Raw genomic sequence first — 20,204 nt, forward strand, 5'->3', positions numbered from 1 at the left:
TCTCTCGGTCGTTCGATCCTTGGTGAGTGCGACGACCACGAGGTCGGAGTGCACCGGATCGCGTCACAGTATCCGCCCCGTTCGGCGTGGGGCGACGACCGTGACAAATTCCACGCCCCTTATATCCGGGCAATTGACTCAAACGTCATCTCGCCCCGCCCTCCCCTTGGTTCGCCCTTTACTCATCCTTCTCACGAGGTTCTCGCGACCCCCGTTCACGAGCAGATCCCCTCCGCCGCGTTCCGCCCGGTGTAGGTCGGAGTGGCGGAGGGGCTCGTGGAGGGGGACGGCGTGCCCGCGCCGGCGGACGGCGGGCTCTCCGTTCCCGTCCCCTCCTTCTCCTTCTCGCCGGGCTCCACCGCCACGGGCTCGTCCTTCCGCAGCTGTTCGAAGAGCCGGCTCGCCGCCGGCTGCACCAGTTCGTCCCGGTTCGCGTTGTACGCGTACGGGCGGCGGGGGACCGTGAGGAACTGCACCCGCTCCGTCGGGACGGCCCGCATCGAACGCGCCAGGTCGTACAGGTCCCGCATCGAGTCGAGCCCCTCGTCGGTGGTGATCGACTTCGTGGCCGCGTCCAGGACCGGGTAGAGCTTGGCCGGGTTCAGCAGGACCCCGTTGCTCTGCACCTTGTTGACGAGGGCGCCGAGGAACTGCTGCTGGCGGTCCATGCGGTCGGTGTCGCTGCCGTTGCCGATCGACTTCCGGGCCCGTACGAAACCGAGGGCCTGTTCCCCGTGGAGCGTCCGGCGCCCCGCGGGCAGCTTCAGGTGCGCGTCGGCGTCGTCCACGGGCTCCTTGAGGCAGACCTCCACCCCGTCCACGGCGTCCACCATCTTCTTGAAGCCCTGGAAGTCGATCACCATGTGGTGGTCGATCCGGACGCCGGTCAGCCTCTCGACGGTGCGGATCGTGCACGCCGCCCCGCCGGCCTCGAAGGACTGGTTGAACTGCGCGAACCGCTCCCGGGTGCGGTTCCCGTCGGCCTCGCGGCAGCTCGGGACGGTGACCATCAGGTCGCGGGGGAGGGAGACGGCGGTGGCGCTCCCCTTCCCCGCCGCCAGGTGCAGCAGGATCACCGTGTCGGAGCGCTGTGTCCCCCTGTCCCTGCCGTACTTGCCGTTCTCCTCGCCGGACCGGCTGTCCGAGCCGATGAGCAGGATGTTCCGCGCGGCCGAGGAGCTCGCAGGGGGGCGCTCCTTCTCGTACTTCCGCAGTTCGTCGGCGGCGCCGGTGTCCGTGGTGATGTTGCCGTCGAGCTTGCGGTAGAACCACCAGCCGGCCCCGGCCCCGGCCAGCACGGCCACCGAGACGCCGAGCGCGGTCCAGCGCAGCCAGCGGTGCCGGCGCGGCTTCTCCGGGGGTCCGGCCGCCGCGTCCCCGGAGGTGCCGGCCGCCGTGTCCTCCGGGGCACCGGCGGTCCCGCCCTCGGGGGCGCCGGTCGCGCTCTCCCCGGGCGCCGGTGGATCCGGTTCGGCGGGCGTGCCCGCGCGGTCCGTCACGTCTGCGTCCGTCCTTCGTGGCATCGGCGGCACGTCGGGCGGCCACCGGTCGCGGAGGAAGACGGCCGAATCCGACGCTTGGTTGTGCGGAAGGAGCCGACTCCCCCCGGCCGATCATCCACCGGAGCGGGCGCGTGAACCCGGGGACTCGGCGCGTCGATGGGCCGAATGGGGGTGAAGGGGGGCCCGGACCGGGCGGTTCGGAGCGCCGAGTGGTTCGGGGTGCCGGGCGGTTCGGAGCGCCGAGTGGTTCAGGGCGCCGGGCGGTTCGGAGTACCGAGTGGTTCGGGGTGCCGAGCCGTTCGAAGCCCCGAGCGGTTCAGAGCACCGAGTGCGTGACCCGCTCGCTCTCCATCCGCCGGTCGAGCGCCCCGGCCGCGAGCAGGTCCGGACGGCGGCACAGCACCGCGGAACCTCCGGCGGCGAGGGGCGCGTACAAGCCGGTCGAGAGACCTCGCCAGTCCTCGTAACCGAGCGCGGACAGCACCCGGGAGCCGGGGGCCAGGCCGAGCGCCGCCGCGTCCACGCGGGCCTGCTCGACGAGCTGGGCGCCACTGCGTTCCGTACCGTCGACGACGAGGGCGGGAGCTTCCGGATCGACCGGTACGAACGGGGCGAACCGGTCGCCCTGGCCCGGCACCTCGACCGCGTAGTCCGCGTAACCGGCGGGCGGGGCGGGGAACCGGCGGCCCAGCGGCGCCAGGGAGAGCGCGATCCGCTCCCCCGGGCAGGCCAGGCCGGCCTCCAGCGCGTCCGGCCCCGCGACCACGACGTCCGCCCCGGCCGGGTCGCCGCCGACCTCGGCCGTCACGCCGACGGAGGAACACGCGAGGAGCCAGACGGCGGTCTGCCAGTGCGCGGGCAGCAGCAGCGCGAGCCGGTCGCCGGGTGCGGCGGACAGTTCGCCCTGGAGCAGGTTCGCCGTCTTGGCCACCCAATTGGCGAAGGTGGCGACGGACAATTCCACGCGCTCACCGGTGGCGTCGTCGTAGAAGGTGACCAAGGGACGGGCGGGATCCGCGGCGAGCGCGGATCGCAGCAGGTCGGCGGGGGTGCGGTCGCTGGCGTTCACGCCGGACAGCGTACGCGGGAGGGCCCGCCGGGGTCCGCCGTACCGGTGACGCGGTCCACCGGTCGGACCGACCGGCCGCCGCTTTCCGGGCGGTTTCCCGGCGCGCGCAACGGTCCGGCGATACGCACGATCGGCCTATGCGTGCCTCACTCACCTCCTCGCTCGCCGTCACCTGTGCGGCGGCCCTCGCCCTGCCGGTCTCCTCCGCCGCGCCCGCGGCGGCCGGGGTGACCGGGCAGCCACCGGCGGTCTCCGCACCGCCGCCCTCGCCCGACATGCCGGGCTCCACCCAGTCCCTGCCGCTGTCCCCGCCGGGCCCCTCCTCCCGGGCCGGCGGCGGCTCCGGCGAGCAGGGGGTCGTCCGGCGCGACGTCCGGCCCTTCTCGCTCGTCGGCGTGGTTTGGGACGACCCGTCGGTCCCGCTGCGCGGCACCGTGCAGGTCCGCACCCGGGCCACCGGCGGCGGAGCCTGGTCGGAGTGGCAGGACGTGGAGACCCACAACGACGAGCACGGGGCCGACCCGGGCACCCGGGAGGGGGCCGCCCGGGGGCTCCGGGGCTCCACGGCACCGCTGTGGGTGGGCGACTCGGACGGCGTCGAGCTCCGCGTACGGGCGGAGGCGGACGGCACGGGCCGCGCGGCCCCGCTCCCGGACGGCCTGCGCCTCGAACTGGTGGACCCGGGCGAGGACCCGGAGCCGGAGACGCGGTCCGCCCTGGCCACCGAGGCCGACACCGAACCGGTCGTCTTCCCGGGGGAGGAAGAGACGCCGGGGACGCCGGGTACGGGTACGGGCGTGGAGGCGAGCCGTCCCGGTGGGGCGTCCGTGGAGCCGGGGGCCGTCCGGCCCGGGGTCCGCACCGCCGAGGTCCCGGCGGACGGCACGGCCCGGAAGACCCCCGGGAACGCCACGGCCCCCCTGGCCCCCGAGGGCCCCGGGAGCCCCGTGGCGGCCCGGGTCTCCACGGTCCCCGAGGCCCCGCCGCCTCCCGTCTCCGTCCCGTCCGCTCCGGCCGTCGGGACCGTTCCCGCACGCCCGTCCCTCCTGCCCGCTCCCGCCCTCCCGTCCCTCCCCGGGGCCTCCGCCCTCCCCTCCTTCCCGGGCCTCCTGGCCGGGCTGAGCGCGGCGGAGACGGCCGTCGGGGCGGCCAACGCCAAGCTCGCCGCGTACGGCGCGAACTGGATTCCGGCGCTGACGAAGGAGGCGACCGAGGCCGCCGCCGCCGCGCTCCCGCCCCGCGTGCAGGAGGCACAGGTCCAGGCCCAGACACAGGCCGCGAAGCCGTACATCGGCCCCCAGCCCAAGATCATCACCCGTAAGGGATGGGGAGCGGACGAGAGCATCCGCGAGAAGGGCTTCGTCTACACGAAGACGATCAAGGCGGCCTTCGTGCACCACAGCGCCACCGGCAACAACTACACCTGCGCCCAGGCCCCCTCCGTCCTGCGCGGCATCTACCGCTACCACGTCAAGAGCAGCGGCTGGCGGGACTTCGGCTACAACTTCGCCGTCGACAAGTGCGGGAACATCTACGAGGGCCGGGCGGGCGGCGTGGCGAAGCCGGTGCTCGGCGCCCACACCCTCGGGTTCAACACCAACACCATGGGCATCGCCGTCCTCGGCAGCTACGGCACGACGGCCCCGCCGGCCGCCGCCGTGACCGCCGTGGCCCGTCTGACGGCCTGGAAGCTGGGACTCCACGGGATCAACCCCAAGGGGACGGTGACCCTGGTCTCGGGGGGCGGGAACCTGTACAAGAAGGGCACGAGCGTCCGGTTCCACGCCATCGCCGGACACCGCGACGGGTTCGCCACGGAATGCCCCGGGGCGAAGCTGTACGGCAAGCTCGGCACGGCCCGTACGAGCTCGGCGTCGTACCAGGGAAGGAGCTGATGGGGTCCCCGGGGCGACCATCTGCATAAACTGACCGGTCATATCGCAGGGACGACCGAGACGGGCGTGCCGACGGGCCCCGAACAGGAAGCAGAGACGACAAGGTGACAGAAGCGATCCTCCTGGTCGGTGGCAAGGGGACACGGCTGCGGCCCCTCACGGTCAACACCCCCAAGCCCATGGTCCCGGCGGCCGGCGTCCCCTTCCTGACGCACCAGCTGGCCCGCGCCCGCGCCGCCGGGGTCGAGCACATCGTGCTCGCCACCTCCTACCTGGCCGAGGTCTTCGAGCCGCACTTCGGCGACGGCTCCTCGCTCGGCCTGAGCCTGGAGTACGTCACCGAGGAGGAGCCGCTGGGCACCGGCGGCGCGATACGCAACGTGGCCTCCCGGCTGCGTTCGGGGCCCGACGAGCCCGTCCTCATCTTCAACGGGGACATCCTCACCGGCCTCGACATCCGCGCCCTGGTCGCCACCCACGCCGCGTCCGGCGCGGACGTCTCCCTGCACCTCACCCGGGTCGAGGACCCGCGCGCCTTCGGCCTCGTCCCCACGGACGGCACCGGCCGCGTCACGGCCTTCCTGGAGAAGCCGCAGACGCCCGAGGAGATCGTCACCGACCAGATCAACGCGGGCGCGTACGTCTTCCGCCGCTCGGTCATCGACACCATCCCCACCGGCCGGCCCGTCTCGGTCGAGCGCGAGACCTTCCCGGAGCTGCTCGCCTCCGGAGCCCACCTCCAGGGCATGGTCGACTCCACGTACTGGCTGGACCTCGGCACCCCGCAGGCGTTCGTGCGCGGCTCCGCCGACCTGGTCCTCGGCCGCGCGCCCTCCCCGGCCGTCCCGGGCCGCTGCGGCGACCGCCTGGTGCTGCCGTCGGCGCGCGTCGCCCCGGACGCCAAGCTGACCGGCGGCACGGTCGTCGGCGCGGACGCGGTGGTCGGCGAGGGCGCCCGCGTCACGGGCTCCACGCTCCTCGCCGGAGCGGTCGTCGAACAGGGCGCGGTGATCACCGACTCCCTGATCGGCGCGGGTGCCCGCATCGGCGCGCGCACGGTCCTCACCGGCGCGGTCATCGGCGACGGCGCCCGGATCGGCGCCGACAACGAACTCCGCGACGGCGCCCGCGTCTGGTGCGACACGACCCTCCCGGCGGGCGCGATCCGCTTCTCGTCGGACCAGTAGGGACCGGGGCCCGTAGGGGCCGAGGCGGACCCGTACGGGCCGGGCGGACTCCTACGGGCCGAGGCGAACCCGTACGGGTACAGCGAACCCCTACGGGTGGAGTGAACCCCCGCGGGCCGAGGCGGAACCCGTGCGGGCGTCGAGCCGGTACGCGGCCGAGTCCGTACGGGGACGGCACCGGACCGGCCCCCGTTACCCTCGTCCCCATGGCCGGCCGCTTCCCCCAGAGACCCACCCCCGCCCCCGTACGGGCGGTCGGCCGCGTCCCCGCGTCCCGCGCCCGCTGCCTCCCCCTTGAGGAGCCGCTCGACCCGGCCCTCACCCTCGGCCCCCTCCGCCGGGGACCCGCCGACCCCACCTACCGGGCGACCCCGGACGGCTCGTACTGGCGGGCCACCCGCACCCCCGAGGGCCCGGGGACCCTCCGCGTCGCCGTACGGAACGGCGTGGCGGAGGCCGAGGCGTGGGGACCGGGCGCCCCCTGGCTCCTGGACCGCCTCCCGGCCCTCCTCGGCGCCGAGGACGACCCGGCCGCCTTCGTCCCCCGTCACAAGCTGCTCGCCGCGGTCCACCGTCGCCGTCCCGGCCTGCGCCTCGTCCGCACCGGCCTGGTCCTGGAGTCGCTGATCCCCTCGGTCCTGGAGCAGAAGGTCACGACGGACGAGGCGTTCCGGGCCTGGCGGCTGCTCGTACGGAAGTACGGCGAGCCCGCTCCCGGCCCGGCGCCGGACGGCATGCGCGTCATGCCGGACGCGCGCGCGTGGAGCCTGATCCCGTCCTGGGAGTGGCACCGCGCGGGCGTGGACGACAAACGGGCCTCGACGATCCTGCGCGTGTGCCGGGTGGCCCGCCGCATGGAGGAGGCCGCGGACATGGCCCCGGCCGAGGCCCGCGGACGCCTGGAGCTGGTCCCGGGCGTCGGCCCCTGGACGAGCGCCGAGGTGGTCCAGCGCACCCACGGCGCCCCCGACGAGGTCACCACCGGCGACTGCCACCTGCCCGGCATCATCGGCTGGGCCCTCGCGGGCGACCGCACGGCCGACGACACCGCCATGCTCGGCCTCCTGGCCCCCTACGCCGGCCAGCGCCACCGCGCGGCCCGCCTGATCCTCCTCGGCGGCCGCGTCCCGCCCCGCCGGGCGCCCCGCATGACCCCGGGGAACATCGCGGCGCTCTGAACCCGGAATCCGGGGTACCCGGAAATCCAGGGAAGATCAGGGAGAGGGACGAGGGGAAGAGGGGAAACAGCCATGGGCCTGACGCTGACGCGGATGTCCGAGGACGCCGTACGCGAGGGAACCGACACCGTCCTGCGCCGCTTCGAGGACATCGAGAGCGCCCTCCTGAGGGCGGCGGGCGACGACGCCGGCGGCTCCCCGGCCGGCACCTACTGCGCCCTCGACGAGGAGGACCGGTCGCTGCGGGCCGTGCTGACCCCGGCCCTGGGGGCCGAGGCCGCGGAGAACGCCACCAGCGGCGCCCAGTACCTGGGGGAGGACGGGCACGGCACCACGTACGGGTACCTCGACCTCGCCGACGTCGCCGCCACCGCCGAGGCGCTGGCGGCCGTCGACTTCCGGGCCCTGCTCGCGTCCACCGACGCCTCGGTGCTCGGTTTCCGGCACGGCCTCGCCCACGGCTACCTGGAGGACCTGCGGGAACGGGCCGAGGCCCTCACGGAACTCTTCGCGCTGGCGGCGAAGGAGGGGGAGTACGTGGTGAAGAAGCGCGAGGGCTGACAACCCCCGCGCACGCGGACGGGGCACCCCGGGAAGCGCGCCGCCGGCTACCGCACCTCGACGAAGTCCGAGGCGTCCCGCGCCGGCCGTTCCCCCGGCGGCGCCGCCGGGTGGCCGATCGCCACCGCGCCCAGCGGGTCCCAGTCGTCCGGCAGGCCGAGGACCTCCCGTACGACGTCCCGGCAGAACATGGTCGAGGAGACCCACGCCGAGCCGAGCCGTTCGCCCGCGAGCGCCACCAGGAAGTTCTGCACGCCCGCGCCCGCCGCCACCAGGAACATCTCGCGCTCGGCGGTGTCCCGGCGCGGGTCGCCGTAGTGGTGGGAGCCGTCCATGACGAGGCAGGGCACGGCCAGGTGGGGCGCGTCGCGCAGGACGTCCCCGCGCCGGACCCGCTTCGCGATCGACTCCTCGGACTTCCCGTCCCGGCGCAGATCCGCGATCCACGCCTCCCGCATCGCGTCGAGCAGCCGCGTCCGCGACTCCGCCGACTCCAGGAGGACGAACCGCCACGGCGTCGTGTGGTGCGGGGCGGGGGCGGTCACGGCGGCGGCGACCGCGCGCCGCACCGCGCCCGGGTCGACCGGCTCGGCGGTGAACTTCCGTACGGTCCGCCGCAGCGTCACCGCCTCGCGCACGGCCTCGGAGGTGCCGAGCCGGAACATGTCGTCGGCGGCCCCGCGCACGAGCGCGCGTGCGCCCGGCTCCCCGTCCCCGCCCACCACGTGCGGCAGGCCCCGCAGGACGGCCACCGGGAGTCCGGCCGCCTTGCCCTTCACCAGGTCTCCGGCGGCGGCGAGTTCGTCGGCGGTGGCGACCACGGTCGCGCCCAGCGGGTTGCCGTGCGCGTCGGTCCCGCCGCGCAGGTCGTCCAGGACCCGCACCCCGGCCGCCCCGATCGCCACGTCCGTGAGCCCGTCGCGCCAGGGCCGCCCGAAGGTGTCCGTGACCACGACCCCCACGTCCACCCCGAGGGCGTCCCGCAGTCCCGCCCGGATGCGCCGGGCCGAGGCGTCGGGGTCCTCGGGCAGCAACAGCACGGTGCCGGAAGGGGTGTTGGAGGCGTCCACCCCGGCGGCGGCCATGACGAGCCCCTGCCGGTTCTCCACGATCCGCAGCGTGCCGCGCCGTGCCACCACCCGCACCGTCTCGGCGTCGATGGCCGCCTCGCGGTCGGCGGCGGCGACCCTCCGGCCCTCCGCCTTGCTCACGATCTTGGAGGTGACGAGCAGCACGTCCCCGTCGGCCAGGTCCGGCGCGGCGGCGGCGATCATCCCGGCGAGGTCGTCCCCGGCCGTCACCTCCGGCAGCCCGGACAGGGCCCAGACCCGGTACGAGGGACCGGAGCCGGTCCTGTCCGGGGGGACGGGAGCGGTCCCGTACGGGGAGGCCCCGCCCGGGGAAGGGGCCCCGGTTCCGACCGGGAAGACGGCGCCCGTCACCCCCGCACCTCCTCGGCCAGCGCCAGCGCCTCGCGCGCCATCGCGGCCGTCGCGTCCACGTCCGTCATCATCAGCGGCACCGCACGGCAGGCGATGCCCGCCGCCCTGACGTCCGCGACCGCGTCGGCGTCCACGGTGTCCACGAGCCAGCCGTCGAGCAGTTCGGAGCCGTAGTGCCGGGCCACCGCCGCCGCCGTGGACTCCACGCCCACCGCCGCGAGGACCTTGTCGGCCATGCCGCGCACGGGCGCGTCGCCGACGATGGGGGAGAGGCCCACGACCGGAGCCCCGGCCGCGACGACCGCCTCGCGGATGCCGGGCACGGCCAGGATCGTGCCGACGGACACGACCGGGTTGGACGGCGGGAAGAGGATCACGTCCGCCTCGCCGACGGCCTCCAGGACACCCGGCGCCGGCTTCGCGGTCTCCGCGCCGACCGGCACGACGGCCTTCGCGTCCACGGAGGCGCGCAGCTTCACCCAGTACTCCTGGAAGTGCACCGCCCGCCGCTCGCCGTCCACCTCGATCGCCACGTGCGTCTCCACGCGGTCGTCCGACATGGGGAGCAGGCGCACCCCGGGCCGCCAGCGGGCGCACAGCGCCTCGGTGACGGCGCTCAGCGGGTAGCCCGCGCCGAGCATCTGGGTGCGGACGATGTGGGTCGCGAAGTCCCGGTCGCCGAGGCCGAACCACTCGGGTCCGACGCCGTACGCCGCGAGTTCCTCCTTGACGGTGAAGGACTCGTCCGCGCGGCCCCAGCCCTGCTCCTCGTCGATCCCGCCGCCGAGGGTGTACATCACCGTGTCCAGGTCGGGACAGACCTTCAGGCCGAAGAGGTGGATGTCGTCACCGGTGTTGCCGACGACCGTGATCTCCGCGTCCGGCTCGGCCCGCCTGAGGCCGCGAAGGAAACGGGCACCGCCGATACCGCCTGCCAGAACCACAATGCGCATGCACAGCAGTGTCTCAGGCGACGATCATCTCCGTGGCGCCGGGAGCCGGGGCGCACCGCTCCCGGAACGACTCGTGGACGGGCATCTCGGTCAGGCCCGGGAAGTAGACGTGCAGGCTGACGGCCGGTTCGAGGGAGTCGTTGACGACCTCGTGGACGTACCCCGGCGCGAACACGCGCTGCGCGCCGGCGGCGAGGGCCCGCGCGCCGCGTTCCGTACGCTCCGTCAGCCCGCCCTCCAGGACGGTGAGGACGCCGGAGGAGAGGCCGTGGTCGTGGAGCCCGCTGCCCTGGCCGGGCAGCCAGGAGAGCAGCCACACCTCGTAGCCGGGACCGGTGCGCAGCCGGTGGTACCAGCGGGCGGTGGCGTCGTACGCGACGTACGGGGCCCAGAGGGAGCGGTCGTCCGCGAGGGAGCGGGCGAGGCCGGCGAACTCGGCCACGGTGACGGGGTGGGCGCGCTCGGGCTGGAGGAGGTGGGGGACCTCCAGGATGTCGCCGGCGATCTGAAGGTCGCTGTCCATGTTCATGGGTGCGGTGGTTCCTCGGCAGAAACGGGAGCGGTGGGGGCCGCGCGGGAGCCGTGACGCGGCCTGCGCGGGGGTGACACGGGGGTGACGCGAGGGGGGAGGGGGCCGGAGCGCGGGGGCATCGACGGCCGGGCGGCATCAACAGCCGGGGCGACAACAGCGACAGCGGACCCCGACAGCGCGACGGAACCCACGGGCGTGGGTCACGGAGGGCGCTGCGGTCGCTGGCATGCCACCAAAGGTGGGCGGACGGGCACCCGACTGTCAACCCAATGCCCGATTTGTGGGTAATGTTTCACCTCATCCGGTCGTCCTCTCCGGAGAAAGGTTTGCTCATGCCCGGACCAGGAGAGATGGCGCTTCGACCGTGCCCGCGAACGCGGCGGCGCCCGCGTGTCGCTCCCGCGCGCGGAGGGCGTTCCGTGACCGGAATGTGATCAGGGTCGCTTCCCCGAGGGGATCGCAACAGGATCCGGGCCCCGGGCGTCTTCCTCCAGGGAGGAGGCGCGCGCGGTCACGCCAGAGGCATGTGTCATGGTTTTTGGTGATTTGAACACTTACCGCATACGCTTGGTTCCGCAGAGTGAATACGGGGCCCAATAGCAGATCTCGGCTTGACTCGCACAGAGCACGAACTTGTAATTTCACTCGTGTCGTTCGGCCGTGCTCGCACGGCACCACCACGGGGACGCACAGAACAGACGAGGGGCGCACATGACCGAGTTGTTCCAGGAACTGCTGCTGGTCGAGGACGCGGACGAGGAACTCGGCTGGCAGGAGCGCGCGCTGTGCGCCCAGACCGACCCCGAGTCCTTCTTCCCGGAGAAGGGCGGCTCGACCCGCGAGGCCAAGAAGGTCTGCCTCGCGTGCGAGGTCCGCTCCGAATGCCTCGAATACGCGCTGCAGAACGACGAACGCTTCGGCATCTGGGGCGGTCTCTCCGAGCGCGAGCGACGCCGCCTGAAGAAGGCCGCCGTCTGAACCGCCGCCGGCCCCCGACCGCGTCCGGACCCCCGAGCCGGGACGCGCCCACCGGGACCGCGCGCCAGGACGCGCACCAGGACGGTGCGAACGGTCCGCCCCCTGTGATCCACCCACAGGCGGCGGACCGTTCGCGTCGTCCCGCCCCGCGCCGCTCCGCACGATCGCCCCGCCCCGCCCCGCCCCGCTCCGCACGACCGGCCCGGACCCGTCCCGCCGGAACCGCCCCGGCGGAACCGCTCCGGCCGCGCGGACCGGAGTCCCGCCGCCGGACGCTCGTCCCGGCCTCCTCCCCGCGCTCCTCCCCGTGACCGTTCCGTCCGCTCTGTCCACAGGCGTCCGTCCACAGGGCGGTCGGCCGCTCCGCGTGAGCCGTTAGTGTGGGCCTCCGTCCGAGACGCTCCCCACGCCCCCCGCGGGCGACCCCGGCCGGAGGGCCCGTAGCTCGATGTCCTCAACTCCTGAGTTTCCGCGACACGTCGTCACCGCCGTGCTCGTCACCCACGACGGCGCCCGCTGGCTGCCGGACGCCCTGGCCGGTCTGCTCGCCCAGGAACGCCCCGCGCAGAACGTGATCGCGGCCGACACCGGCAGCGCCGACGACTCGGCACGGCTCGTCGCCGAGGCGATCGGCGACGACCGCGTCCTGCACCTCGCGCGCCGCACCGGCTTCGGCGCCGCCGTCGAAGAGGCCGCCCGCACCGCGCCCGTGCTCGGACCCGAGGACCTGCCCTACCTGAAGCGCCCCAGCGGCTGGGACCCCGTCAGCCACACCTGGAACGACGAGGCGTACGACCTCCCCGAACTCCCGCACGGCGAACCGGTCCAGTGGCTCTGGCTCCTCCACGACGACTGCGCGCCCGAGCCCGGCGCCCTCGCCGCCCTCCTGCGCGTCGCCGACTCCGACGCGCACGCCGCCGTCGTCGGCCCCAAACTGCGCGGCTGGTACGACCGGAAGCAGCTCCTGGAGACCGGCGTCTCCATCGCCCGCAGCGGCCGCCGCTGGACCGGCCTCGACCGCCGCGAGCAGGACCAGGGCCAGCACGACCAGGTCCGCTCCGTCCTCTCCGTCTCCACCGCCGGCATGCTGATCCGCCGTGACGTCTTCGAGGAGCTGGGCGGCTTCGACCGCCGGCTGCCCCTCATGCGCGACGACGTCGACCTGTGCTGGCGCGTCCACGCCGCCGGCCACCGCGTCCTCGTCGCCCCCGACGCCGTCCTGCGCCACGCCGAGGCCGCCGCCCGCGAGCGCCGCACCGTCGACTGCGCCGGCCGCACCGCCGCCAACCCGCACCGCGTCGACAAGGCCGGAGCCGTCTACACGCTCCTCGCCAACACCCGCGGCGCCGCCCTCCCCTACGTCTTCGTACGGCTCGTCCTCGGCACCCTGCTCCGCACCCTCGCCTACCTCGTCGGCAAGGTCCCCGTCCAGGCCGTCGACGAGGTCATGGGCCTCTTCGCCGTCCTGCTGCGCCCCGAGAAGATCCTCGCCGCCCGCGGACGGCGCAAGAACCCCGCCGTCGCCGCGAGCGAACTCCGCCCGCTCTTCCCGCCGCCCGGCGCCACCGTCCGCGCCGCCCTCGAACAGCTCACCGCCAACGTCGGCGGCGGCGAGGCCGAATCCGGCGGCTCCCGGCGCGGCGTCGTCGAGTCGGGCCCCGGCGGCGACGACGCCGACTACCTGGAGATCGAGCAGTTCGCCCGGCTCAAGAAGATCGCCCGCAAACCCGGGCCCGTCCTCTTCGCCCTCCTCCTCGCCGTCTCCCTCGTCGCCTGCCGCGACCTCTTCGCCGGCGGCTCGCTGGCCGGCGGCGCCCTGCTGCCCGCCCCCGACACCGTCTCCGGCCTCTGGTCCCGGTACGCCGACGCCTGGCACGCCCTCGGCACCGGCGGCACCCAGGCCGCCCCGCCGTACCTCGCCGTCCTGGCCGTGCTCTCCGCGCTGTTCCTCGGCTCCACCTCCACCGCGCTGACCCTGCTGCTCGTCTGCTCGGTCCCGCTCGCCGGCCTCACCGCGTACTTCGCCTCCCGGGGCATCGTCGAGTCCCGGCTCCTGCGCGCCTGGGGCTCCGTCGCGTACGCCTTCCTGCCCGCCGTCACCGGCGCCCTCGCCACCGGCCGCCTCGGCACCGCCGTCCTCGCGATCCTGCTCCCGCCGGCCGCCCGCGCCGCCGTCGCCGCCCACGGCTTCAACCGGCCCGACCGGGGCAGCTGGCGCGCCACCTGGGCCTACGCCTTCCTGCTCACCCTCACGACGGCCTTCACCCCGGTCGTCTGGCCGCTCGCCGTCCTCCTCGGCCTCGGCGTCCTCGCCGTGCGCCGCTCCGACATCACCGCGTACGGACTCCGGTTCCTCGCCGCCACCGGCACCCCGCTGCTCGTCCTCGCCCCCTGGTCGCTCACCCTCCTGACCAGCCCCTCCGCGTTCCTGCGCGAGGCGGGCGTCGATCTGCGCACGGGCACCGCCACCGCCCTCGACCTGCTCGGCACCAGCCCCGGCGGCCCCGGCACCACCGGTGGCCTGCTCCTGGCCGGCCTCGTCCTCGCGGGCCTCGCCGGGCTGCTGCGCGAGGAGCGCCGGCTCGCCGTCCACGCCGCCTGGGCCGCCGCCCTCGCCGGACTCCTCCTCGCCGCCCTCTCCAACGGCGCGGGCGGCACCGGCTGGGCCGGACCCGCCACCCTCGTCTACGGAGCCGCCCTCATCGCCGCCGGCATGATCGGCGCCGAGGGGGGCCGCACCCGCGTCGCCGCCCACGGCTTCGGCTGGCGCCAGCCCGTCGCCGCGCTCATCGCCCTCGCCTGCGCCGTCGGCCCCGCCGTCGCCGCCGTGAGCTGGATGATCGGCGGCGCCGACGGCCCGCTGACCCGCCGCGACCCGGTCCAGGTCCCCGCCTTCGTCGCGGAGGAGAGCGGCACCCGCGACCAGCCCCGCACCCTCGTCCTCGGCGGTTCCACGCCCGGCGAGGTCGCCTACACGCTGGTCCGCGGCTCCGGCGCCCGCCTCGGCGACGCCGAACTCGCCGCCGCCGCGGGGGACGACTCCTCCCTCGACCGGGTCGTCGCCCGCCTCGTCGCCGGGTCCGGCGCCGACCAGACCCGGGAGCTCAGCGGCTACGCCGTCCGCTACGTCCTCGTGCGCGACGGGGCACCGCGCCAGGTGAGCCGCGTCCTGGACTCCACCCCCGGCCTCAGCCGCCTCAGCCAGCTCGACGGCAGCGCCCTGTGGCGCGTGGACCGCGAGATCGCCCGGATCATGATCGTCCCGCCCGCCGCCGGGGACGGGGCCGCCGCCGGCGGGGAGACCGCCAAGGCCGTTCCCGTCGCCGCCGGACCCGTCGAGGCGCACACCGAGATCCCGGCGGGCCCCGCGGGCCGCGTCCTGCGCCTCGCCGACCGCGCCGCCGAGGGCTGGACCGCCACCCTCGACGGCAAGGAGCTGACGAGGACCACCGTCGACGGCTGGGCCCAGGGCTTCGAACTCCCCACCGGGGGCGGCCGTCTCGACGTCACGTACGACGAGCCGTTCACCCACACCGCGTGGGTCTGGACCCAGGTCGCCCTCTCCGTCGTCCTGCTCGTCCTCGCGCTGCCCGGCCGACGCCGTGAGATCGACGACGACCTGCCCGACGAAGAGCCCGCGATCCCGGCACAGGCGGCCGAGGGCGACGGCCGCCGGGCCCGCCGTCTGCGCGCCGCCGCCGAGGCGGAGGCGGCCGGGGCACCGGAGGACGAAGCGTCCCCGGTCCCGGTCCCGGTACCGATCCCGGAACAGCAGTCCCACGAGCCGCAGCTCCACGACCAGCAGTCCCACGAGCCGCAGTCCCACGACCAGGGGTTCCGGGAACAGGGCCAGGAGCAGCAGGGCCAGGAGTGGCAGGGCGGATACGACCCCGCCTACGCCCAGGCCCAGCCCTACGCGGACCAGGGCTACTACCAGGAGTACGCGGCCGACCCGCAGCAGCAGCCGTACGCGTACCCCCCGCAGGGGCAGGGCCACGACCAGCAGGGTTACGACCAGCAGCAGTACGGCGGCCCGCAGTACGGCGGGCAGGGGTACGACCCGCAGCAGCCGTACGAGCAGCCGCAGCAGTACGACCCCTACGGGTACGGCTACGGGCACCCGCAGGCCCACGAGACCGAGCAGCGTCCCGACGGGAGCAGCAACCAGTGAAGCGCACGACCCTCTCCCTGATCGCGGGCGCCACGGCCCTCGCCGCCGTCACCGGCTTCGCCGCCCTCACCGCCCCCGGCGGCACCGCCGCCCCCGCCGCGTCGAAGACCACCACCCGGCTGCCGGTCGAACGCGCGAGCCTGGCCTGCCCGGTGCCCAGCGGCTCCGAGGTGGCCGAGACCGTCTACACCTCGTACACCCCGGCGGGCGCGGACGCGGGCAAGGACGCGGGCTCCGGCGGGGCCGGACGGCCCGTGGCCCTCCTGAAGCCCGCCGCGTCGGCCGCCGGCGGGGCCGCCAAGAAGCCCCAGGCGCCCGCCACCGTCACCGCCCCCGGCAAGCCCGTCACCGCCGGGGCCGACGGCGCGGCCGTGCCCGCCCTCACCGGCTCGGCGACCGGCGCCCTGGCCCCGGGCTGGACCGTCCAGCAGACCACCGCCGTCCCGGCGGGCGGTGCGCGCGGCCTCCTCGGCCTCGCCTGCGGCGCCCCCGACACCGACTTCTGGTTCCCGGCGGCCTCCACCGCCAAGGAGCGCCAGGACTACGTCCACCTCACCAACCCGGACGACACGGCGGCCGTCGCCGACATCGAGCTGTACGGCCCCGAGGGCGTCCTCAAGTCCCAGTTCACCGAGGGCGTCCCGGTCCCCGCCCGCTCCACGGTCCCGGTCCTCCTCCCCACCCTCACCGGCGCGACCGCCCAGCGGGACGTCACCGTCCACGTCACCACCCGCAGCGGGCGCGTCGCCGCGGCCGTCGCCGCCGCCGACGGCAGGCTCGGCAGCGACTGGCTCGCCGCCTCGGCCGACCCGGCGAGCAGCGTGGTCCTGCCCGGCATCCCGGGCGACGCCACCTCCGTACGGCTCGTGGCCTTCGCCCCCGGCGAGGACGACGCCGACCTGAAGATCCAGCTCGCCACCGCGACCGGCTCGATCGTCCCGGCGAGCGCCGGCTCCCTGCACGTGAAGTCCGGCATGACGGCCTCGGTCGACCTGCCGGACCTCACCCGGGGCGAGGCGGGTTCGCTGCTCCTCACCCCGAGCGACCCGAAGAAGGCCACCCCGGTCGTGGCGGGCCTCCAGGTGGTCCGGGGCAAGGGCGCGAACACCGAGATGGCCTTCGTCCCGGCGGCGGCGGCGATCTCCGCCCGCGCGACGGCCGCCGACAACCGGGCCCGGTCGTCGACGCTCTTCCTGACCGCCCCCGGCGCCGCCGCGCAGGTCAAGGTCACGGCCTCGGCCGGTTCGGAGGCGGGCACGCCGGTGTCGAGGACGGTCACCGTCAAGGCGGGCACGACGACGACCCTCACCGACCTCGTCCCCCAGGGGCTCAAGGGCTCCTACGCGCTGACCGTCGAGCCGGTCTCCGGCGGCACGGTGCACGCGGCCCGGATGCTCGCGGTGCCCCGGGACGGCGTCCCGATGTTCACCGTCCAGACCCTCGCCGACGACCGGGGCACGGTCGAGGTCCCGTCGGCCCGCCAGGACCTGGGCGTACTGGACTGAGCCACGGCCCGCCGGAGCCCGGCGACCGCGCCGGGCCCCGGCGCGGGGACGCTCCCGTACGGACCGGGGACGCTCCCGTACGGACCGGGGACGCTCCCGTACGGACCGGGAAGGCCCCGTACGGGACCGGACGGGCCGGAGGCCGCTCCCGCCCGTACCGGGCGTCAGTCCTGCCCGTACCGGGGGTCCACCGATTCGGGGGAGAGCCCGAGGAGTTCCGCGACCTGCTCCACGACCACCTCGTGGACGAGGAGCGCCCGTTCGTCCCGGCTCTTGGAGCGGAGTTCGACCGGCCGCCGGTAGACGACCACCCGGGCGGGCTCGCTCTTCTCCGCCGGGACCGAGCCGCCCAGCGGCACCGTGTCGCCCGGTACGGGCGGCGGCACCTCCAGGACCATGAACTCGACGTCGGCCAGCTGCGGCCAGCGCCGTTCGAGGCGCTCCACCGAGTCCAGCACCAGGTCGCGGAAGGTGTCGGCACGGGTCGTGGAGAGCGGCACCTGCGGCGGGGCGACCGGCCCCCGCATCCCGCGGCCGTGCCGGTCGCGGCGGCGGACCCGCGGCTCCGCCGGGGGCTCCGCGGGAAGGTGCGAAGGGCTCGGTGGCACAGGACTGTCCATCACTGACGCAGCGTAACCCTCCTCGCCCTCCGGCGCCGGGCGCGTCCGCGCGGTCCTCCCGCGTTCCCGTGCCGCCGAGCGCCTCCCGCACCGCCTGTCGGAACCTGAGCGTTCCGGCCAACCGCGTGCCCGGTCCGGCAGCCGATCGCGATCGGCCATCTGGCCCTCATTGACCGGATTCATATCCCAAAGTGTCCGGATCGCCCTCTTTCCCCCCACCCCCTTCCCGCCTTCCCCGCAGGTCGGACCGGCCGGTCTCCACGGCGATATGGCGGAGGTCACACCGCGACACGGTGGAGTGACCCGAGGGCGGGTCGTCGCGGCCCGCTCAAGAGTGCGGTACCGTCCAACACCGTGAGCCCTGTACGTCGCTGTTCGCGCACCGCGTGCGGCCGCCCTGCCGTCGCGACACTGACGTACGTCTATGCCGACTCGACTGCGGTCCTCGGCCCGCTCGCCACCTACGCCGAGCCCCACTGCTACGACCTGTGCGCCGAGCACGGCGAACGCCTCACCGCCCCGCGCGGCTGGGAGGTGGTGCGGCTCTCCGACACCTCCGCCCCGGCCCGCCCCAGCGGCGACGACCTCGAGGCCCTCGCCAACGCGGTGCGGGAGGCGGCCCGTCCCCACGAGCGCGCGGCCGAGGCCGGCGGCAAGGGCGGCGGAGGCCGGGGCGGCGACCCCATGGAGGTCGGCCGCCGGGGACACCTCAGGGTGCTCCGTTCTCCCGACAACTGACGACAACGGAGCGCAACCGGCCACCGTCCCGGTTCACCCGCCCCACTCCGGGTAGCTTTGGCGTTCCGTACAACACGCGCCGTACACGCGTGCCCATGACTCAGGAGGGTGGATCCGTGACTGCCGATCTGTCGCAGATCGTGAAGGCGTACGACATCCGCGGGGTGGTGCCCGACCAGTGGGACGAGCCGCTCGCCGAACTCTTCGGCGCCGCCTTCGTCCGGGTGACGGACGCGGACGCGATCGTCGTCGGCCACGACATGCGCCCCTCGTCCCCCGGCCTGGCGGGCGCCTTCGCGCGCGGCGCGGCCAGCCTCGGCGCCGACGTCACCCTCATCGGGCTCTGCTCCACCGACCAGCTGTACTTCGCCTCCGGCAGCCTCGGCCTGCCCGGCGCGATGTTCACCGCCTCCCACAACCCCGCCCAGTACAACGGCATCAAGATGTGCCGGGCCGGAGCCGCCCCCGTCGGCCAGGACAGCGGCCTCGCCGACATCCGCGCCCTCGCCGAGGAGTGGTCGGAGAAGGGCGCCCCGGAGGCCGCCGCCACCCCCGGCACGATCACCGAGCGGGACACCCTCGCCGACTACGCCGCCCACCTCAAGGGGCTCGTGGACCTCACCGGCATCCGCCCGCTGAAGGTCGTCGTGGACGCCGGCAACGGCATGGGCGGCCACACCGTCCCCACCGTCTTCGCGGGCCTCCCGCTCGACACCGTCCCGATGTACTTCGAGCTGGACGGCACCTTCCCGAACCACGAGGCCAACCCGCTCGACCCGAAGAACATCGTGGACCTCCAGGCCCGCGTCCGCGCCGAGGGCGCCGACATCGGCCTCGCCTTCGACGGCGACGCCGACCGCTGCTTCGTCGTGGACGAGCGCGGCGAGCCGGTCTCCCCGTCCGCGATCACGGCCCTCGTCGCCGCCCGCGAACTCGCCAAGCACCCCGGCGGAACGATCATCCACAACCTGATCACCTCCTGGTCCGTGCCCGAGGTCGTCCGCGAGCAGGGCGGCGAGGCCGTCCGCACCCGCGTCGGCCACTCCTTCATCAAGGAGGAGATGGCGAAGACCGGGGCGATCTTCGGCGGCGAGCACTCCGCGCACTACTACTTCCGGGACTTCTGGAACGCCGACACGGGCATGCTCGCCGCCCTCCACGTCCTCGCGGCCCTCGGCGGCCAGCAGGGCACCCTCTCGGAGCTGGTCGCCGCCTACGACCGCTACGCCGCCTCCGGCGAGATCAACTCGACCGTCGCCGACCAGGCCGCCAGCACGGCCCGGGTCAGGGCGGCGTACGAGGGCGCGGACGGGATCACCCTCGACGAGCTCGACGGCCTCACCGTGACCGCCGCGGACTGGTGGTTCAACCTCCGGGCCTCCAACACCGAACCGCTGCTCCGCCTCAACGTCGAGGCCCGCGACGAGGCCACCATGGCCCGGGTCCGCGACGAGGTCCTCGCCCTGGTCCGGGCGGCGGACTGACCCCCCGCCGGGCGCCGGGGCACGGGTCCGTCCCCGTTCCCCGGCGGTAGGCTGACCTGGCCCGAAGGGCAGCACCACCACCGTTCGTCCGAAGGGACCACCCCATGCCGCTCGAAGCCGGCCTCCTGGAGATCCTGGCCTGCCCCGCGTGCCACGCCCCGCTGAACGACCGCACGGCGGACGAGAACCCGGAGCTGGTCTGCACGGGGGCCGACTGCGGCCTCGCCTACCCGGTCCGCGACGGCATCCCGGTCCTCCTCACCGACGAGGCCCGCCGCCCGGCGTGACCGCCGCGCCCCGGGGACGGCGCCGGGCCGGTCACCCCGTGGCCCCTGCGGCCCCCGGGGCGGCCGGCCGCCGGCCCCACGGGGACCGGACCGGCCCTCCGC

The 20,204-nt window shown here is 75.0% G+C and carries 16 protein-coding genes; 10 read left to right on the forward strand and 6 right to left on the reverse strand.

The features are described 5' to 3' along the window. Window positions 1-215: 215 nt before the first annotated feature. Together ACFYZY_RS12995 and ACFYZY_RS13000 are read right to left on the reverse strand one after the other, a co-directional pair. Window positions 216-1,499 (reverse strand): LCP family protein, encoded by a 1,284-nt coding sequence (locus tag ACFYZY_RS12995; protein WP_388692838.1) that lies wholly within the window; start codon window positions 1,497-1,499, stop codon window positions 216-218. A 319-nt stretch (window positions 1,500-1,818) separates the two neighbouring features. Continuing rightward, window positions 1,819-2,571, reverse strand: coding sequence for a TIGR03089 family protein (locus ACFYZY_RS13000; protein ID WP_388692839.1), 753 nt, complete (start codon window positions 2,569-2,571; stop codon window positions 1,819-1,821). A 137-nt stretch (window positions 2,572-2,708) separates the two neighbouring features. Between ACFYZY_RS13000 and ACFYZY_RS13005 the strand changes: the two genes are divergently transcribed. The 4 genes from ACFYZY_RS13005 (at window position 2,709) to ACFYZY_RS13020 (ending at window position 7,392) form a co-directional block, all read left to right on the forward strand. Beyond that, window positions 2,709-4,466 (forward strand): N-acetylmuramoyl-L-alanine amidase, encoded by a 1,758-nt coding sequence (locus ACFYZY_RS13005; protein WP_388692841.1) that lies wholly within the window; start codon window positions 2,709-2,711, stop codon window positions 4,464-4,466. Between the two features lie 104 nt (window positions 4,467-4,570). Continuing rightward, the gene (locus tag ACFYZY_RS13010; RefSeq protein ID WP_388692842.1) at window positions 4,571-5,653 is read left to right on the forward strand and encodes a sugar phosphate nucleotidyltransferase; all 1,083 of its coding nucleotides are present in this window, start codon (window positions 4,571-4,573) and stop codon (window positions 5,651-5,653) included. 206 nt (window positions 5,654-5,859) lie between these two features. Beyond that, the gene (locus tag ACFYZY_RS13015; RefSeq protein ID WP_388692844.1) at window positions 5,860-6,831 is read left to right on the forward strand and encodes a DNA-3-methyladenine glycosylase family protein; all 972 of its coding nucleotides are present in this window, start codon (window positions 5,860-5,862) and stop codon (window positions 6,829-6,831) included. Window positions 6,832-6,903: 72 nt separating this feature from the next. Then, entirely contained in the window at window positions 6,904-7,392 is a 489-nt protein-coding gene (locus ACFYZY_RS13020) for a DUF1877 family protein (protein ID WP_388692846.1), read from the forward strand. Window positions 7,393-7,439: 47 nt separating this feature from the next. On the opposite strand, the gene ACFYZY_RS13025 is transcribed toward ACFYZY_RS13020, so the two are convergent. Genes ACFYZY_RS13025 through ACFYZY_RS13035 form a run of 3 tightly spaced genes read right to left on the reverse strand, consistent with a single transcriptional unit; the run spans window position 7,440 to window position 10,316 of the window. After that, window positions 7,440-8,834, reverse strand: a complete 1,395-nt coding sequence (locus ACFYZY_RS13025; RefSeq protein WP_388692847.1) for a coenzyme F420-0:L-glutamate ligase — start codon at window positions 8,832-8,834, stop codon at window positions 7,440-7,442. Next, a complete protein-coding gene (cofD, locus tag ACFYZY_RS13030) occupies window positions 8,831-9,787 on the reverse strand; it encodes a 2-phospho-L-lactate transferase (protein ID WP_388692849.1) in 957 nt (318 codons plus the stop codon). Before cofD ends, ACFYZY_RS13025 begins: the two co-directional genes overlap by 4 nt. 13 nt (window positions 9,788-9,800) lie before the next feature. Beyond that, the gene (locus ACFYZY_RS13035; protein WP_388692851.1) at window positions 9,801-10,316 is read right to left on the reverse strand and encodes a cysteine dioxygenase; all 516 of its coding nucleotides are present in this window, start codon (window positions 10,314-10,316) and stop codon (window positions 9,801-9,803) included. A gap of 714 nt (window positions 10,317-11,030) precedes the next feature. Between ACFYZY_RS13035 and ACFYZY_RS13040 the strand changes: the two genes are divergently transcribed. The 3 genes from ACFYZY_RS13040 (at window position 11,031) to ACFYZY_RS13050 (ending at window position 16,973) form a co-directional block, all read left to right on the forward strand. Next, on the forward strand, window positions 11,031-11,297 hold the full coding sequence (locus ACFYZY_RS13040; protein ID WP_030759721.1) for a WhiB family transcriptional regulator: 267 nt from the start codon (window positions 11,031-11,033) through the stop codon (window positions 11,295-11,297). Between the two features lie 448 nt (window positions 11,298-11,745). Further along, window positions 11,746-15,468, forward strand: coding sequence for a glycosyltransferase family 2 protein (locus ACFYZY_RS13045; RefSeq protein ID WP_388692853.1), 3,723 nt, complete (start codon window positions 11,746-11,748; stop codon window positions 15,466-15,468). Then, window positions 15,465-16,973: a DUF5719 family protein gene (locus ACFYZY_RS13050; protein WP_388692855.1), complete on the forward strand. Its 1,509-nt coding sequence runs from the start codon at window positions 15,465-15,467 to the stop codon at window positions 16,971-16,973. Before ACFYZY_RS13045 ends, ACFYZY_RS13050 begins: the two co-directional genes overlap by 4 nt. A 164-nt stretch (window positions 16,974-17,137) precedes the next feature. On the opposite strand, the gene ACFYZY_RS13055 is transcribed toward ACFYZY_RS13050, so the two are convergent. Beyond that, window positions 17,138-17,593 (reverse strand): metallopeptidase family protein, encoded by a 456-nt coding sequence (locus tag ACFYZY_RS13055; RefSeq protein ID WP_388692857.1) that lies wholly within the window; start codon window positions 17,591-17,593, stop codon window positions 17,138-17,140. A 354-nt stretch (window positions 17,594-17,947) separates the two neighbouring features. Between ACFYZY_RS13055 and ACFYZY_RS13060 the strand changes: the two genes are divergently transcribed. The 3 genes from ACFYZY_RS13060 to ACFYZY_RS13070 all read left to right on the forward strand — a co-directional run bounded on the left by ACFYZY_RS13060 (window position 17,948) and on the right by ACFYZY_RS13070 (window position 20,102). Next, window positions 17,948-18,331 carry a DUF3499 domain-containing protein gene (locus ACFYZY_RS13060; protein ID WP_388692859.1) on the forward strand — a complete coding sequence of 128 codons (384 nt, stop codon included), beginning with the start codon at window positions 17,948-17,950 and terminating at the stop codon, window positions 18,329-18,331. A gap of 116 nt (window positions 18,332-18,447) precedes the next feature. Continuing rightward, the gene (locus ACFYZY_RS13065) at window positions 18,448-19,815 is read left to right on the forward strand and encodes a phosphomannomutase/phosphoglucomutase (RefSeq protein WP_388692861.1); all 1,368 of its coding nucleotides are present in this window, start codon (window positions 18,448-18,450) and stop codon (window positions 19,813-19,815) included. A gap of 104 nt (window positions 19,816-19,919) precedes the next feature. After that, on the forward strand, window positions 19,920-20,102 hold the full coding sequence (locus ACFYZY_RS13070) for a Trm112 family protein (protein ID WP_309050867.1): 183 nt from the start codon (window positions 19,920-19,922) through the stop codon (window positions 20,100-20,102). Window positions 20,103-20,204 lie beyond the last annotated feature (102 nt).

This window comes from Streptomyces sp. NPDC001744 (assembly GCF_042892575.1).
Classification (GTDB): domain Bacteria; phylum Actinomycetota; class Actinomycetes; order Streptomycetales; family Streptomycetaceae; genus Streptomyces.

What these genes read in the sequence shown, in the direction of transcription:
- ACFYZY_RS13005 (WP_388692841.1), top strand. Translation starts at nt 2,709, where the DNA reads ATGCGTGCCTCACTCACCTCCTCGCTCGCCGTCACCTGTGCGGCGGCC.
- ACFYZY_RS13015 (WP_388692844.1), top strand. Translation starts at nt 5,860, where the DNA reads ATGGCCGGCCGCTTCCCCCAGAGACCCACCCCCGCCCCCGTACGGGCG.
- ACFYZY_RS13020 (WP_388692846.1), top strand. Translation starts at nt 6,904, where the DNA reads ATGGGCCTGACGCTGACGCGGATGTCCGAGGACGCCGTACGCGAGGGA.
- cofD (WP_388692849.1), bottom strand. Translation starts at nt 9,787, where the DNA reads ATGCGCATTGTGGTTCTGGCAGGCGGTATCGGCGGTGCCCGTTTCCTT.
- ACFYZY_RS13035 (WP_388692851.1), bottom strand. Translation starts at nt 10,316, where the DNA reads ATGAACATGGACAGCGACCTTCAGATCGCCGGCGACATCCTGGAGGTC.
- ACFYZY_RS13040 (WP_030759721.1), top strand. Translation starts at nt 11,031, where the DNA reads ATGACCGAGTTGTTCCAGGAACTGCTGCTGGTCGAGGACGCGGACGAG.
- ACFYZY_RS13045 (WP_388692853.1), top strand. Translation starts at nt 11,746, where the DNA reads ATGTCCTCAACTCCTGAGTTTCCGCGACACGTCGTCACCGCCGTGCTC.
- ACFYZY_RS13055 (WP_388692857.1), bottom strand. Translation starts at nt 17,593, where the DNA reads ATGGACAGTCCTGTGCCACCGAGCCCTTCGCACCTTCCCGCGGAGCCC.
- ACFYZY_RS13070 (WP_309050867.1), top strand. Translation starts at nt 19,920, where the DNA reads ATGCCGCTCGAAGCCGGCCTCCTGGAGATCCTGGCCTGCCCCGCGTGC.